Origin of the sequence: [Clostridium] celerecrescens 18A, assembly GCF_002797975.1 — a bacterium.
GTDB lineage: Bacteria > Bacillota > Clostridia > Lachnospirales > Lachnospiraceae > Lacrimispora > Lacrimispora celerecrescens.
In genome coordinates this window covers 3557981-3574094 of the sequence record NZ_PGET01000001.1, presented here as the reverse complement: position 1 = coordinate 3574094, position 16114 = coordinate 3557981, and the positions used below count along the sequence as shown (strand labels likewise).

Here is a 16114-nt window from a genome sequence, read left to right as displayed (position 1 = left end):
ATCTTTTTATGATACAGATCACTTTCTAAAAAACGAGTATTAATGTATTGACTAATACAGGAACCAGATATCTTACTTTCCGCTCTTTTTAAACCTGTCCAAGAATTTTTTCTTTTTCGGTGCCGGTGGAACCGCTTTGCCCCGAAGGCTCTTGATCTCGGTTATGTAGATACCGCTTACCACAACCTTAGCTTCTGTTTTGACCGGAAGCACTTCGAATACCTTGGCGTCAGCGATCAGTGTCATGACCTTTGGGCCAACCTTTGCTTTTACAATGGGCAGCTTTGTGCGGCGCATATACCATGGGGTTTGTTCATACACGATCTTAGGAAGCCCTGCATCTTTTAGCTTCATTTTCTTTTTATCGATTACCAGCATGGATACGGACTGTGCCGCAGCTTCCAGTGCCTGCTGCTGTTCCACCTGGCGCTTTTCCAGCTTTCTTCCGAGAAAATAAAGGACTGCCATGGCCACGGCTGCGATAAAAAGAATCACTAATAATACGTTTAAAAATGTGCTCACCGGGAATACCTCCAATAGTTCATTTTGTAAATTGGGCCTATCTGCAATAGTATAACACATTTTATTGAAGATTACAAGTAAAAAATGCTTGACACCTTGACAATGCCATGTTATTATGGAATGTGCACTATTGTGGATTTGTGTGCCTTAACGGCATATTTATGCCCAAAAACAGAAACGATTAGAAAGAAAACAGGGGTGAAACGTCAATGGAGAAAAGCAGAATGCGTCCGGTCCCAGCCGGTAAGAGCCTGAGAATGAGCTTCTCAAGACAAAAAGAAGTGCTTGAGATGCCAAACCTGATTGAGATTCAAAAGAATTCCTATCAGTGGTTCCTTGATGAAGGATTAAAGGAAGTCTTTGAAGACATCTCTCCGATTGCAGACTTTGCAGGACACTTAAGTCTTGAGTTTGTCAACTTTACATTATGTAAGGATGACATCAAGTACACAATAGAAGAATGCAAGGAAAGAGATGCAACTTATGCGGCTCCTTTAAAGGTAAAGGTAAGGCTTTGCAATAAAGATAAAGATGAGATTAATGAACATGAGATCTTCATGGGTGATCTTCCGCTTATGACAGATACCGGTTCCTTTGTGATCAACGGTGCCGAGCGAGTTATTGTTAGCCAGTTGGTACGTTCCCCAGGTATATATTATGGTATAGAACATGACAAGGTAGGGAAAGAGCTATATGCCTGTACGGTGATCCCAAACAGGGGTGCATGGCTGGAGTATGAAACAGACTCCAACGACATTTTCTACGTTCGTGTGGACAGAACCAGAAAGGTTCCGGTTACCGTGCTGATCCGTGCCCTGGGCTTTGGCACCAACGCGGAAATTATTGAACTGTTCGGTGAAGAACCAAAATTATTAGCCAGCTTTGGTAAGGATACGTCCGATAACTACCAGGATGGCTTATTGGAGTTATATAAGAAGATCCGCCCAGGTGAACCTTTATCTGTTGATAGTGCTGAAAGTTTGTTAAATAGTATGTTCTTTGACCCCAGAAGATACGATCTCGCAAAGGTCGGAAGATATAAATTCAATAAAAAGCTTCATTTTAAAAACCGTATTGCAGGCCATGTCCTTGCAGAGGATGTGGTTGACACCACAACCGGTGAAATTTTAGCAGAGGCTGGAAGCACAGTAGACAAGCAGCTTGCAAACGATATTCAGAATGCGGCTGTTCCTTTCGTATGGCTGGAGGGAGTGGAGCGTAAGCAAAAGGTCCTTTCCAACTTAATGGTTGATCTGGCTTCTTTTGTAAACTTTGATCCGAAGGAAGCGGGTATTACAGAGTTAGTATTCTATCCTGCTCTTGAAAAAATTCTGGCAGAAGCTGGAAGCGAGGATGAAGAGGCCCTTAAAAAAGCCCTTCACAGAAATATAAATGAACTGATTCCTAAGCATATCACGAAGGAAGATATTTTAGCTTCCATCAATTACAATATGCACCTGGAAGAAGAAGTGGGAATGGCTGATGATATTGACCATTTAGGAAATCGTAGAATCCGTGCCGTTGGTGAGCTTTTACAGAACCAGTACCGCATCGGTCTTTCCAGAATGGAGCGTGTGGTCAGGGAACGAATGACAACACAGGATATGGATGGCATTACGCCTCAGTCATTGATTAACATTAAGCCTGTCACAGCAGCAGTAAAGGAATTCTTTGGAAGTTCCCAGCTGTCACAGTTCATGGATCAGAACAACCCGCTGGCAGAGCTGACCCATAAGAGACGTTTATCCGCATTGGGACCTGGCGGTCTTTCCAGAGACCGAGCAGGATTTGAGGTTCGAGACGTTCACTATACCCATTATGGACGTATGTGCCCGATTGAGACCCCGGAAGGTCCTAACATCGGTCTGATCAACTCCCTCGCTACTTATGCAAGGGTAAACCAGTACGGATTTGTAGAGGCTCCTTACCGCGTAGTGGATAAGACCAATGCCCAGAATCCGGTAGTTACTGATGAGGTTGTTTACCTGACTGCTGACGAAGAAGACAATTTTGTGGTTGCACAGGCGAATGAGCCGCTTGATGATGACGGCCATTTCGTTCATAAGAATATTTCCGGACGTTTCCGTGAAGAAACTTCCGAATTCCAGAGGAAAAACATTGATCTTATGGACGTTTCTCCGAAGATGGTATTTTCCGTTGCAACTGCCATGATTCCTTTCCTTGAAAACGACGATGCAAACCGTGCCCTCATGGGATCAAACATGCAGCGCCAGGCCGTGCCTCTGCTCACAACAGAGACCCCAGTCGTAGGAACCGGTATGGAATCCAAAGCAGCGGTAGACTCCGGTGTTTGTGTAGTTGCCAGAAATACCGGTGTTGTGGAACGTTCCGCTTCCAATGAAATCATCATTAAGAGAGATTCCGACGGCGGAAAAGATGTTTACCGCCTGACTAAATTTAAAAGAAGCAACCAGTCTAACTGTTATAACCAGAAGCCAATTGTATATAAGGGCAACCATGTGGAAAAGGGAGAAGTTATTGCAGACGGCCCATCCACTCAGAACGGCGAGATCGCTCTTGGTAAGAACCCTCTGATCGGCTTCATGACCTGGGAGGGCTACAACTACGAGGATGCGGTTCTCTTAAGTGAGAAGCTGGTACAGGAAGATGTTTATACCTCTGTTCATATTGAGGAATATGAGGCCGAAGCCCGTGACACCAAGTTAGGGCCGGAAGAGATCACAAGAGATGTTCCCGGAGTTGGCGAGGATGCCTTAAAGGATCTTGATGAGAGAGGAATCATAAGAATCGGTGCGGAAGTTCGTGCCGGTGATATTCTGGTAGGTAAGGTAACTCCTAAGGGTGAGACCGAGCTGACCGCAGAGGAACGTCTGTTACGTGCCATCTTTGGTGAGAAGGCAAGAGAAGTCCGCGATACTTCCTTAAAGGTACCGCACGGTGCTTACGGTATTATCGTAGATGCAAAAGTATTTACAAGAGAAAACGGTGATGAACTTTCCCCAGGTGTAAACCAGACCGTCCGCATTTACATTGCCCAGAAGAGAAAAATCTCTGTTGGTGATAAGATGGCCGGCCGCCACGGTAACAAGGGTGTTGTTTCCCGCGTACTTCCTGTAGAAGATATGCCGTTCCTTCCCAATGGCCGTCCGTTGGATATCGTATTAAACCCTCTGGGCGTGCCATCACGTATGAACATCGGACAGGTGCTTGAGATCCACTTAAGCCTTGCAGCAAGGGCGCTTGGATTTAATGTATCCACTCCGGTATTTGACGGTGCAAACGAGATTGACATTATGGATACCCTGGATGTGGCCAACGACTACGTAAACATGGATTGGGAGGATTTCCAGGATAAGTATGAAGATACCTTAAAGCCTGAGGTTATCCGGTATCTGGGTGATCACCTGGAACACAAGGAATTGTGGAAGGGTGTTCCGATTAACCGTGACGGTAAGGTCCGCCTTCGTGACGGACGTACCGGCGAGTTCTTTGACAGCGCGGTTACTATCGGCCACATGCATTATCTGAAGCTTCACCATCTGGTTGACGATAAGATCCATGCCCGTTCCACAGGTCCTTACTCTCTGGTTACCCAGCAGCCTCTCGGCGGTAAAGCCCAGTTCGGCGGCCAGCGTTTCGGAGAGATGGAGGTTTGGGCCCTGGAGGCTTATGGCGCTTCCTACACGCTGCAGGAGATCATGACCGTGAAATCCGATGACGTGGTAGGCCGTGTAAAGACCTATGAGGCCATCATTAAGGGTGATAATATTCCTGAACCGGGAATTCCGGAATCCTTCAAGGTATTGCTAAAAGAGCTTCAGTCACTGGCACTGGATGTAAGAGTGCTGCGTGATGACAATACAGAGGTTCAGATTGCGGAAAGCACCGACTATGAAGAAACAGATTTAAGGTCTATCATTGAGGGCGACAGACGTTACCGGGATGAAGAGTCCTTTGGCAACTTCGGTTACCAGAAGCAGGAATTTAAGGATGCAGAACTGGTAAGCGTGGAAGAAGAGGAATATGAGGATACAGAAGCAGACGGTATCGACGATTCTTTAGAGGAGTTCGATGACGCAGAATTTGAAGATTCAGACGAAGAATAATTGAAGGGAGAACCGCTCATGCCTGAAAACAATGAAACTTACCACCCAATGACATTTGATGCCATAAAGATCGGTTTGGCATCTCCGGAGAAGATTCTGGAATGGTCCCATGGTGAGGTGAAAAAGCCTGAGACAATCAACTACAGAACCTTAAAGCCGGAAAAAGACGGTTTGTTCTGTGAACGGATCTTCGGACCCAGCAAGGACTGGGAATGCCATTGTGGTAAATATAAGAAAATCCGGTACAAAGGCGTTATCTGTGACCGATGCGGCGTTGAAGTTACCAAGGCCAGTGTCCGCAGAGAGCGCATGGGCCATATACAGCTTGCGGCTCCTGTTTCCCATATCTGGTATTTTAAGGGAATCCCCAGCCGTATGGGTCTGATCCTGGACATTTCCCCAAGAACCCTGGAAAAGGTGCTGTATTTTGCATCTTATGTGGTTCTTGATGCCGGCAATACGGGACTGCAGTATAAGCAGGTCTTATCGGAAAAAGAATACCGGGAAGAAATAGAAAAATACGGCTACGGCGCCTTCCGCGTAGGAATGGGAGCGGAAGCCATTCTGGAGCTGCTGCGGTCCATTGACCTTGAAAAGGACTCTGAGGAGTTAAAGAAAGGGTTAAAGGAAGCGACCGGACAGAAGCGTGCAAGAATTATCAAGAGGCTGGAGGTTGTGGAAGCATTCCGCAATTCCGGCAACTTGCCGGAGTGGATGATCATGACAGTGGTTCCGGTAATTCCGCCGGATATCCGTCCTATGGTGCAGCTTGATGGCGGCCGTTTTGCCACCTCCGACTTAAATGATTTATACAGAAGAATCATAAACCGTAACAATCGTCTTGCCCGTCTACTGGAGCTGGGAGCCCCGGACATCATTGTCCGCAACGAAAAGCGTATGCTTCAGGAAGCGGTGGATGCCCTTATTGACAACGGCAGAAGGGGAAGGCCGGTAACCGGACCGGGAAACCGTGCCTTAAAGTCTCTTTCCGATATGTTAAAGGGTAAACAGGGCCGTTTCCGTCAGAATCTTTTAGGAAAGCGTGTTGACTATTCCGGTCGTTCTGTTATCGTAGTTGGACCGGAGCTTAAGATATACCAATGCGGTCTGCCAAAAGAAATGGCCATCGAACTGTTTAAGCCTTTTGTTATGAAGGAGCTGGTTTCCAACGGAACCGCTCATAATATAAAGAATGCAAAAAAGATGGTAGAGCGTCTTCAGACAGAGGTTTGGGATGTCCTGGAAGATGTTATCAAGGAACATCCGGTTATGTTAAACCGTGCGCCTACCCTTCACAGACTTGGTATCCAGGCATTTGAGCCGATTCTGGTAGAAGGTAAAGCTATTAAGCTTCACCCCCTGGTTTGTACCGCATTCAACGCCGACTTTGACGGAGACCAGATGGCAGTCCATCTGCCTCTTTCCGTAGAGGCCCAGGCAGAATGCCGTTTCCTCCTGTTATCGCCTAACAACTTATTGAAGCCGTCAGACGGCGGTCCTGTGGCAGTTCCTTCTCAGGATATGGTTCTGGGTATTTACTACCTGACCCAGGAAAGACCAGGAGCAAAGGGCGAAGGAATGGTATTTAAGAGCGTGAATGAAGCCATACTCGCTTACGAAAACCAGGCTGTTACTCTTCATTCCAGAATTAAAGCCAGAGTGAGCAAGAAAATGGCAGATGGTACCATAAAGACCGGAGCCGTTGAATCAACTGTAGGCCGTTTCATCTTCAATGAGATCGTTCCTCAGGATCTTGGATTTGTTGACCGCTCTGTTCCAGGCAACGAGCTTTTGATGGAAGTTGACTTCCATGTAGGCAAGAAGCAGTTAAAGCAGATCCTTGAAAAGGTTATTAACGTTCATGGAGCAGTTCAGACTGCAGAAACCCTGGATGACATCAAGGCGATTGGTTATAAGTACTCTACCAGAGCCGCTATGACCGTATCCATTTCCGACATGACAGTGCCGGAGAGCAAACCGAAGCTGATTGCTGATGCACAGGCAACGGTTGACCAGATTGCAAAGAACTTCCGACGCGGGCTTATTACGGAGGAAGAACGTTATAAAGAAGTAATTGACACATGGAAAGTGACTGACGACCAGTTGACACATGACCTGCTGACCGGACTTGATAAATACAATAACATCTATATGATGGCCGACTCCGGAGCCCGTGGTTCTGATAAACAGATCAAACAGCTTGCAGGTATGCGTGGACTTATGGCAGATACCACAGGTCACACCATTGAACTTCCTATCAAGTCCAATTTCCGTGAAGGTCTTGACGTACTGGAGTACTTTATCTCCGCTCACGGTGCACGTAAAGGACTTTCCGATACGGCTCTCCGTACGGCTGACTCCGGTTACTTGACCAGACGTCTTGTAGACGTTTCCCAGGATATGATTATCCGTGAGATCGACTGCTGCGAAGGCAAAGATATTCCGTTTATGGAAATCAAAGCATTTACAGATGGTCAGGAAACCATTGAGGGCTTACAGGAGCGTCTCACAGGACGGTTCATTGCGGAAACCATTACAGATCCGGATACCGGAGAAGTGATCGTGAAGGCGAACCACATGTGTACACCGAAGCGTGCAGCTGCGGTTATGAACGTGTTAAAGAAGCTTGGCCGTGATTCCGTAAAGATCCGTACCGTATTAACCTGTAAATCCCATCTGGGTGTCTGCGCAAAATGTTACGGTGCCAACATGGCAACCGGACAGCCGGTTCAGGTAGGCGAAGCAGTCGGTATCATCGCTGCCCAGTCTATCGGTGAGCCAGGAACCCAGCTGACCATGCGTACCTTCCATACCGGCGGTGTTGCCGGTGGCGATATCACACAGGGTCTTCCCCGTGTCGAGGAGCTTTTTGAGGCTCGTAAGCCTAAGGGTCTTGCAATCATTGCAGAATTCGGCGGCGTAGTGGCCATTAAGGATACTAAGAAAAAGCGGGAGATCATTGTTACGGAGAACGAAACAGGCAATTCCAAGACCTATCTGATCCCTTACGGATCCAGAATCAAGGTTCAGGATGGCCAGGTGCTCGAGGCCGGCGATGAGCTGACGGAAGGTAGTGTGAACCCACACGATATCTTAAAGATCAAAGGCGTCCGCGCTGTCCAGGATTATATGATCCAGGAAGTACAGCGTGTATACCGCTTACAGGGTGTTGAGATCAATGATAAGCACGTTGAGATGATCGTAAGACAGATGCTTAAGAAGATAAAAATTGAGGAGAGCGGAGACAGTGATGTGCTTCCGGGAACCTCTATGGATGTTCTGGATTACAATGACTTAAATGAATCTCTTCTTGCAGAAGGAAAGAATCCGGCAGAAGGAAAACAGGTTATGCTTGGTATTACAAAAGCATCTCTGGCGACTGATTCCTTCTTATCTGCTGCTTCCTTCCAGGAGACCACAAAGGTTCTGACAGAAGCCGCAATTAACGGCAAAGTCGATCACTTAATTGGTCTGAAGGAGAACGTAATCATCGGTAAGCCGATTCCGGCAGGTACCGGTATGAAGCGTTACCGCACCATCGGACTGAATACAGATTCTGCTTTCGAGGGAGAGGATGAGATCAAGCTGTCAGAGGGAGAGGATGAAATCCTGCTGTCAGAAGATGAATTCAATGAGGCGGAAGAGGTTCTGGATATTGATGAGAACGAGATCGTTGAATAAGCAATGAGATAATCCTTAAATTGCAAAACCCGGAGCTGGAATTCCTAAAAAAATTCCAGCTCCGGGTTTCAACCATTGAATGTTCTTGTTTTTATGACATTTTGCTTTTTTTATTCGCTGGATGTGCATATTTCAAAAAAATCCTTGACAGAAAAATACAAAATGTATATAATAATTAGGCGTGCATTAACGCGTCATGTTTTTGTGCGTAAATTAAGCTGAAGATAACAGCAACCACAGACAATATCACAGGAGGTGAATGGAATGCCAACATTTAACCAGTTAGTAAGAAAGGGTAGACAGACAAGCGCAAAGAAATCTCAGGCACCAGCTCTGCAGAAGGGTTACAACTCTTTACAGAAGAGATCAACTGATATTTCTGCTCCACAGAAGAGGGGAGTCTGCACGGCAGTAAAAACTGCTACACCTAAAAAGCCTAACTCGGCTCTTAGAAAGATCGCCAGAGTACGTCTTTCTAATGGTATCGAAGTAACAAGTTACATCCCAGGTGAAGGTCATAACCTTCAGGAGCATAGCGTTGTTTTAATCCGTGGCGGTAGAGTAAAAGACTTACCAGGTACCAGATACCATATCGTTAGAGGTACACTTGATACCGCAGGAGTAGCTAACAGAAGACAGGCTCGTTCCAAATATGGTGCAAAGAGACCGAAAGAGAAAAAATAATTAGACCACACATTTGAATTTCTAGTGCCGGACTTTAGATATTGAACCTGTAGGTTGCAGGGTTATATATTATAGAAACCGAGCGCGAACGCAACTTGAATGTTTGTGAGTACCTAGGATCTAATGAATAGCCGATTAGTCGGTAAAGGCTGAACGGCCATATTAAGGAGGGAAGTAACGTGCCACGTAAAGGACATACACAAAAAAGAGACGTATTAGTGGATCCGCTTTACAATAACAAAGTTGTTACAAAGCTGATCAACAACATCATGTATGATGGTAAAAAGGGTGTTGCTCAGAAGATCGTATACGGTGCATTTACCCGTGTAGAAGAAAAGACCGGCAAACCAGCCGTTGAAGTATTCGAAGAGGCGATGAACAACATTATGCCTGTACTTGAAGTAAAGGCAAAACGTATCGGCGGAGCTACCTATCAGGTGCCGATCGAAGTAAGACCGGAGAGAAGACAGACTTTAGCCTTAAGATGGATTACTCTGTTCTCTCGTAAGAGAGGCGAAAAGACTCAGGAAGAAAGACTTGCTAATGAGATAATGGATGCTGCCAACAACACCGGTGCTGCTGTAAAGAAGAAAGAAGATATGCACAAGATGGCTGAGGCAAACAAGGCATTCTCTCACTACAGATTCTAATAGGAGGAAAAAGCTTTGGCTGGAAGAGAATATCCATTGGAAAGAACCAGAAATATTGGTATTATGGCCCACATCGATGCAGGTAAAACCACATTGACCGAGCGTATCCTCTATTATACTGGTGTAAACTACAAAATCGGTGATACTCATGAAGGTACTGCCACCATGGACTGGATGGAGCAGGAGCAGGAAAGAGGTATCACAATTACTTCAGCTGCTACAACCTGCCACTGGACCATGCATGAAAATTGCCAGGTGAAGCCGGGCGCTCCTGAGTATCGTATCAACATCATTGATACTCCAGGACACGTTGACTTTACAGTAGAGGTTGAGCGTTCCTTACGTGTACTGGATGGCGCTGTAGGCGTATTCTGTGCAAAGGGCGGTGTTGAACCACAGTCCGAGAACGTATGGCGTCAGGCTGATACCTACAACGTACCCCGTATGGCATTCATTAACAAGATGGATATCATGGGTGCAAATTTTTACGGCGCTGTTGAACAGATCAAAACCCGTCTGGGCAAGAATGCAATCTGCATTCAGCTGCCTATCGGTGCAGAAGATGAATTCAAGGGAATCATCGATTTGTTCGAAATGAAGGCTTATATCTTCAACGGTGACAAGGGCGATGATGTTTCCGTCATTGATATCCCAGAGGATCTGCAGGATGATGCAGAGCTTTACCGTGCCGAATTAGTTGAAAAAATCTGCGAGTTAGATGATGACTTAATGATGATGTACCTGGAAGGGGAAGAGCCTTCCGTAGATGAATTAAAGAAAGCATTAAGAACTGCAACCTGCAATTGCACGGCCATTCCTGTATGCTGCGGAAGCGCATATAGAAACAAGGGTGTTCAGAAGCTCCTTGATGCAGTTCTTGAATATATGCCTGCTCCTACTGACATTCCTTCTATTAAGGGTGTTGATATGGACGGCAATGAAATCGAGCGTCATTCTTCTGATGAAGAGCCATTTTCCGCTCTGGCATTTAAGATCATGACAGACCCGTTCGTTGGAAAGCTGGCATTCTTCCGCGTATATTCCGGTATTATGAATTCCGGTTCCTACGTGCTGAATGCAACCAAGGGCAAAAAAGAGCGTGTTGGACGTATCCTTCAGATGCATGCCAACAAGAGATCTGAGCTGGATAAAGTATATTCCGGTGATATCGCTGCTGCTGTTGGTTTTAAAGTAACAACAACCGGTGATACAATCTGTGATGATCAGCATCCGGTAATTCTGGAATCCATGGAATTCCCAGAGCCGGTTATCGATATCGCTATCGAGCCAAAGACCAAAGCTGGTCAGGGCAAGATGGGCGAAGCTTTAGCTAAGCTTGCAGAAGAAGATCCTACCTTCCGTGCAAAGACCAACCAGGAAACTGGCCAGGTTATTATTTCCGGTATGGGAGAGCTTCATCTGGAGATCATCGTAGACCGTCTGCTTCGCGAGTTCAACGTAGAAGCCAATGTAGGTGCTCCTCAGGTTGCTTATAAAGAGACATTTACAAAATTGGTTGAAGTTGACAGCAAGTATGCGAAACAGTCTGGTGGACGCGGTCAGTACGGACACTGTAAGGTTCGCTTTGAGCCGATGGATCCTAACGGCGAAGAGACCTTTAAATTCGAGTCTTCCGTTGTCGGCGGTGCAATTCCGAAGGAATACATTCCGGCAGTTGGCCAAGGTATCGAGGAAGCTACTAAGTCCGGTATTCTGGGCGGATTCCCGGTACTGGGTGTTAAGGCAAACGTATACGACGGTTCCTACCATGAGGTAGACTCCAGTGAAATGGCATTCCACATCGCTGGTTCCATGGCGTTTAAGGATGCTATGAATAAGGGCGGCGCCATTCTTCTTGAGCCGATCATGAAAGTAGAAGTAACCATGCCGGAGGATTATATGGGCGATGTTATCGGTGATATCAACTCCCGTCGTGGCCGTATCGAAGGTATGGAAGACATCGGCGGCGGAAAGATGGTAAAAGCATACGTTCCGTTAGCAGAGATGTTTGGTTATTCTACAGATTTACGTTCCAAAACACAGGGACGCGGTAACTACTCTATGTTCTTTGAGAAATATGAGCAGGTTCCGAAGAGTGTTCAGGAAAAAGTTCTTGCAGAGAAAAAGGGCAAATAATTCCTAACAGGTTCCACTGGGTTTCAGGCGTCTTTGACTGCCTGGAATCCATCAAATAGGCTTGAAAATAGTGCACAAATAGCATATAATAAAAAACAGCCTAACATAAAAATTAAGCTCAAAAAGAGCATAAATTAAGGAGGACGTTATAAAATGGCTAAAGCTAAGTTTGAAAGAAACAAAACCCATTGTAACATCGGTACTATTGGTCACGTTGACCACGGCAAAACTACTTTAACTGCTGCTATCACAAAGACTCTTCATGAAAGATTAGGTACTGGACAGGCAGTAGCTTTCGAGAATATCGATAAGGCTCCAGAAGAGAGAGAGCGTGGTATCACAATTTCTACTTCTCACGTTGAGTATGAGACAGAGAAGAGACACTATGCACACGTTGACTGCCCAGGACATGCTGACTACGTTAAGAACATGATCACTGGTGCTGCTCAGATGGACGGCGCTATCTTAGTTGTAGCTGCTACCGATGGTGTTATGGCTCAGACCAGAGAGCACATCCTGCTTTCCCGTCAGGTAGGCGTTCCTTACATCGTTGTATTCATGAACAAGTGCGATATGGTTGACGATGAAGAATTACTTGAATTAGTAGATATGGAAATCCGTGAGCTGTTAAACGAGTATGAATTCCCAGGCGATGATACACCAATCATCCAGGGTTCTGCTTTAAAGGCTCTTGAAGATCCTACCAGCTCTTGGGGCGACAAGGTTCTTGAATTAATGAAGGCAGTAGATGAGTGGATTCCAGATCCTGTACGTGAAACAGACAAGCCATTCTTAATGCCAGTTGAGGACGTTTTCTCCATCACAGGCCGTGGTACCGTTGCTACTGGTAGAGTAGAGCGTGGTACCTTACACGTATCTGATGAAGTTGAAATCGTTGGTATCCACGAAGAGACTCGTAAGGTTGTTGTAACCGGTATCGAGATGTTCCGTAAGCTGCTTGACGAAGCTCAGGCTGGTGATAACATCGGTGCATTACTTCGTGGTGTTCAGAGAACTGAAATCGAAAGAGGTCAGTGTCTGGTTAAGCCAGGTTCTGTAAAGTGCCACAAGAAGTTTACCGCTCAGGTTTACGTTTTAACAAAAGATGAAGGTGGACGTCATACTCCTTTCTTCAACAACTATAGACCTCAGTTCTACTTCAGAACAACTGACGTTACCGGCGTTTGCGATTTACCAGCTGGTACAGAGATGTGTATGCCTGGAGATAACGTAGAAATGTCTGTAGAGCTGATTCATCCGGTAGCTATGGAGCAGGGTCTTCGTTTCGCTATCCGTGAAGGCGGCCGTACAGTAGGTTCAGGTAGAGTTGCTACTATCGTTGAATAATTAAAAATTGAGAGCCGAGCCCTTTGATTATAAGGGGTTCGGCTTTTTCTTTTTGTCTTGCGGTACTAAAATGGTATTATGTTAATGAATCGAACTTTTGGACAACTTCATTTAATTATTAAACTCTATATAGGCTGATAAGGCTACGCTGAAGTTATGAAACAAATATTATGCAGCCGGGGCTTTTTTTATATTAGACATACGTATATTCAATTAGAATAATTTACTTAACAAGAGAGCCGGAAGCCGGGTAAATTCCAGTTACTGGCCAATAATTTACTGTTTAAAGTAGCGCCTTATCTTACCAGGACGAAGGCGCTCCTTTTTGTGTTTAAGAATGTGATAATTATCTTCTTTTTTGCAGTCAAGATGAAACTATAAAACAATTAAAGCTATTAACTGTGGAAATATATTTTCGCAGGATGCACAAATTCACACGATATTTGTTGTATATTTTACTAAAATTCTACATGTAAAAATGTTACTAATGTACAAATCGTATTATATTTGCTTGAAAAGGGACATAAGTCCTTTAGATAGTGAAAAGTAATTGCTATAATGTGAATATTTCAGGGGTAACAGAGATATAAGTCCTTTTTGTGTTGGATAAGACTTGAAATGAAAGAGGTAGGATGGATGAATAAAATTTTGGACATTGTAACATCAAAGAACCTGACTTATGAGCAGAAAGTCGTAGCCCTGGCTCATTCGGCGGAAAATAGTCTGGAGGTGCTCTCCATACCGGAGAAAACCCGTCATTACATGGAAACCGGTGCAATCTGCGATCTGGATGAAGGACACGCTCCTTACCGTCCCAGATATGTGATGCCGGACTATGAAAAAGCAGTAAAAAATGGCTGTGAATTTTTACAGCTTGAGGTGCCTAAAGACCTGGACGAAGTATTGCAGTTTTTGACAATCCTGTACCGCCACGTTCCCTCTATCACCAGCTATCCGGTTTATCTTGGTAATATTGATAAGCTGATAGAGCCGTTTCTTGAAGGGGTGACGGATGACGAAGCGGAAAAAAAGCTGAAGCTTTTCCTTGTTTATTTGGACCGGACCATAACCGATGGCTTCTGCCATGCTAATTTGGGGCCGGAAGAGACAAGAGCGGGCCGCCTGATTTTAAAAGTTGAAAAAGAGCTTCAAAATGCAGTTCCCAATTTAACAATGAAATATGATAAGGACATTACGCCTGATTCTTATGCAGAGCTTGCTCTTTACACCTCCCTGTACTGTGCAAACCCGGCGATCTGCAATCACAAGATGCACAAAAAAACTTACGGTGATTACGGAATATCAAGTTGTTATAATATCCTTCCCATTGGCGGAGGCTCCTACACTTTGTCGAGGATCGTCCTTCCCAGGCTTGCTGCGGAAGCAGTGGACAGAGAACAGTTTTTAACAGAACTATTGCCTGATTGCCTTTCCTGTATGGGAGACTATATGAATGAAAGGATCCGTTTCCTTGTAGAAGAATCCAATTTCTTTGAGACCTCTTTCCTCTCTAAGGAAGGCTTTATTTCCAGGGAAAAGTTCCTTGCTATGTTCGGAGTTGTTGGGTTGGCGGAATGCACCAACATGCTGATGGGAGATCCGGAGAAAACATATGGTCACGATGCAGAAGCAGATGACTTGGCAGAGCAGATCATGCAGGTGATTGCGGATTATGCAGGTACTGCAAATGCCTTATATTCAGAGGTTTTTGACAACCATTTTGCCCTTCATGCCCAGGTCGGCATTGATTCGGACCACGGCATTACCTCAGGTGTGAGGATCCCGGTAGGGATGGAGCCGGAGCTCATGTATGACCACCTTCGTCATAGTGCCAGATTCCACAAGTTTTTCCCAACTGGCTGCGCAGATATCTTCTCCTTTGATCCCACAGGTAGAAACAATCCGGCTGCCATGCTGGATATTGTAAAGGGAGCGTTTTCTCTGGGAGACAAATATATAAGCTTCTATGCTTCTGACAGCGATCTGGTCCGGATCACGGGCTATCTGGTCAAACGGAGTGAGATGGAAAAGTATTATGAAGGCGAAGCTGTACTCCAGAATACGGTGCATCTGGGCGGTGACAATTACCGCAATGCCCATCTTGAGAACCGGAAGGTAAGGGGGCTGCAGTGAGAGCCGCGATCAACAAAATGATCCCCTTAAGCGTAGTAGACGGGCCGGGCTGCCGGACTGCGGTGTTTGTCCAGGGCTGCAATATCGCCTGTGCTTACTGCCATAACCCGGAGACACAGAGGCTGTGCAATGGCTGCGGCGTTTGTGTCAGCCAGTGTCCGGCAAGAGCTTTATCCCTATCAGGGAAACATGTAATATGGGATGAGGCGGTCTGTACCCAGTGTGATCATTGCATATTGGTCTGTCCCAATTACGCATCTCCCAAGGTGCTGTATATAGAGGCTGTGGACGTATGGGAAAAGATTTCAAAGAATATACCGTTTATCCAGGGGATCACGGTATCCGGCGGCGAATGCAGCCTGTATCCGGAATTTCTCACAGAATTGTTCACGCTTGCAGGAAATGCCGGATTATCCTGTTTTCTGGACAGCAATGGCTGCGTGGATCTTACAAAGCATCCGGAGCTCATGGCTGTGACGGATAAAGTCATGCTGGATGTAAAAGCGTGGGACTCTAAGGTGTTTCACCGGCTGACAGGCGGAGATAATCGTATTGTTAAAAAGAATCTGAACTATCTGGCCCAGTCAGGTAAATTATATGAGGTAAGGCTCGTGTGTCTGGATGGGGAATCTTCTTCCGGTCTGGCAGAAGACAAAGATGTGGATATGGAGGAGGTCATCAGAGGCGTGGCCGCCGAAGTAACCCCTTATCTGGAGGATTTTAAGTTAAAGCTTATTACATTCCGCAATCATGGGGTAAGAAGCGAAATGGAACATCGTAAAAGCCCTACACAGGACCAGATGGAGAAATTAAAGGAACTGGCGGTTCAATGTGGGTTTAAAGAAATACAAATCGTATAGAATGAAAAATGGA

The 16114-nt window shown here is 45.6% G+C and carries 9 protein-coding genes; 8 read left to right on the top strand and 1 reads right to left on the bottom strand.

What is annotated here, in order from left to right; genetic code table 11:
- Positions 1 to 72: 72 nt before the first annotated feature.
- Positions 73 to 468, bottom strand: a complete 396-nt coding sequence (locus H171_RS16285) for a hypothetical protein (protein ID WP_089995628.1) — start codon at positions 466 to 468, stop codon at positions 73 to 75.
- A 263-nt stretch (positions 469 to 731) separates the two neighbouring features.
- Here H171_RS16285 and rpoB point away from each other — a divergent pair, with 263 nt between their 5' ends.
- The 8 genes from rpoB to H171_RS16245 all read left to right on the top strand — a co-directional run bounded on the left by rpoB (position 732) and on the right by H171_RS16245 (position 16101).
- Complete coding sequence (rpoB, locus tag H171_RS16280) at positions 732 to 4610, top strand: DNA-directed RNA polymerase subunit beta (protein ID WP_186802633.1); 3879 nt, start codon at positions 732 to 734, stop codon at positions 4608 to 4610.
- A gap of 18 nt (positions 4611 to 4628) precedes the next feature.
- Positions 4629 to 8291, top strand: a complete 3663-nt coding sequence (gene rpoC / locus H171_RS16275; RefSeq protein ID WP_100306074.1) for a DNA-directed RNA polymerase subunit beta' — start codon at positions 4629 to 4631, stop codon at positions 8289 to 8291.
- 264 nt (positions 8292 to 8555) lie between these two features.
- Entirely contained in the window at positions 8556 to 8975 is a 420-nt protein-coding gene (gene rpsL / locus H171_RS16270; protein WP_100306073.1) for a 30S ribosomal protein S12, read from the top strand.
- A gap of 179 nt (positions 8976 to 9154) precedes the next feature.
- On the top strand, positions 9155 to 9625 hold the full coding sequence (rpsG, locus tag H171_RS16265) for a 30S ribosomal protein S7 (protein ID WP_013274355.1): 471 nt from the start codon (positions 9155 to 9157) through the stop codon (positions 9623 to 9625).
- 15 nt (positions 9626 to 9640) lie between these two features.
- Positions 9641 to 11761: an elongation factor G gene (gene fusA / locus H171_RS16260; protein WP_100306072.1), complete on the top strand. Its 2121-nt coding sequence runs from the start codon at positions 9641 to 9643 to the stop codon at positions 11759 to 11761.
- Positions 11762 to 11914: 153 nt separating this feature from the next.
- Positions 11915 to 13108, top strand: a complete 1194-nt coding sequence (gene tuf / locus H171_RS16255) for an elongation factor Tu (RefSeq protein WP_100306071.1) — start codon at positions 11915 to 11917, stop codon at positions 13106 to 13108.
- A 636-nt stretch (positions 13109 to 13744) separates the two neighbouring features.
- Positions 13745 to 15241, top strand: a complete 1497-nt coding sequence (locus H171_RS16250) for a YjjI family glycine radical enzyme (RefSeq protein ID WP_100306070.1) — start codon at positions 13745 to 13747, stop codon at positions 15239 to 15241.
- Positions 15238 to 16101 carry a YjjW family glycine radical enzyme activase gene (locus tag H171_RS16245; RefSeq protein WP_242976974.1) on the top strand — a complete coding sequence of 288 codons (864 nt, stop codon included), beginning with the start codon at positions 15238 to 15240 and terminating at the stop codon, positions 16099 to 16101. Before H171_RS16250 ends, H171_RS16245 begins: the two co-directional genes overlap by 4 nt.
- Positions 16102 to 16114 lie beyond the last annotated feature (13 nt).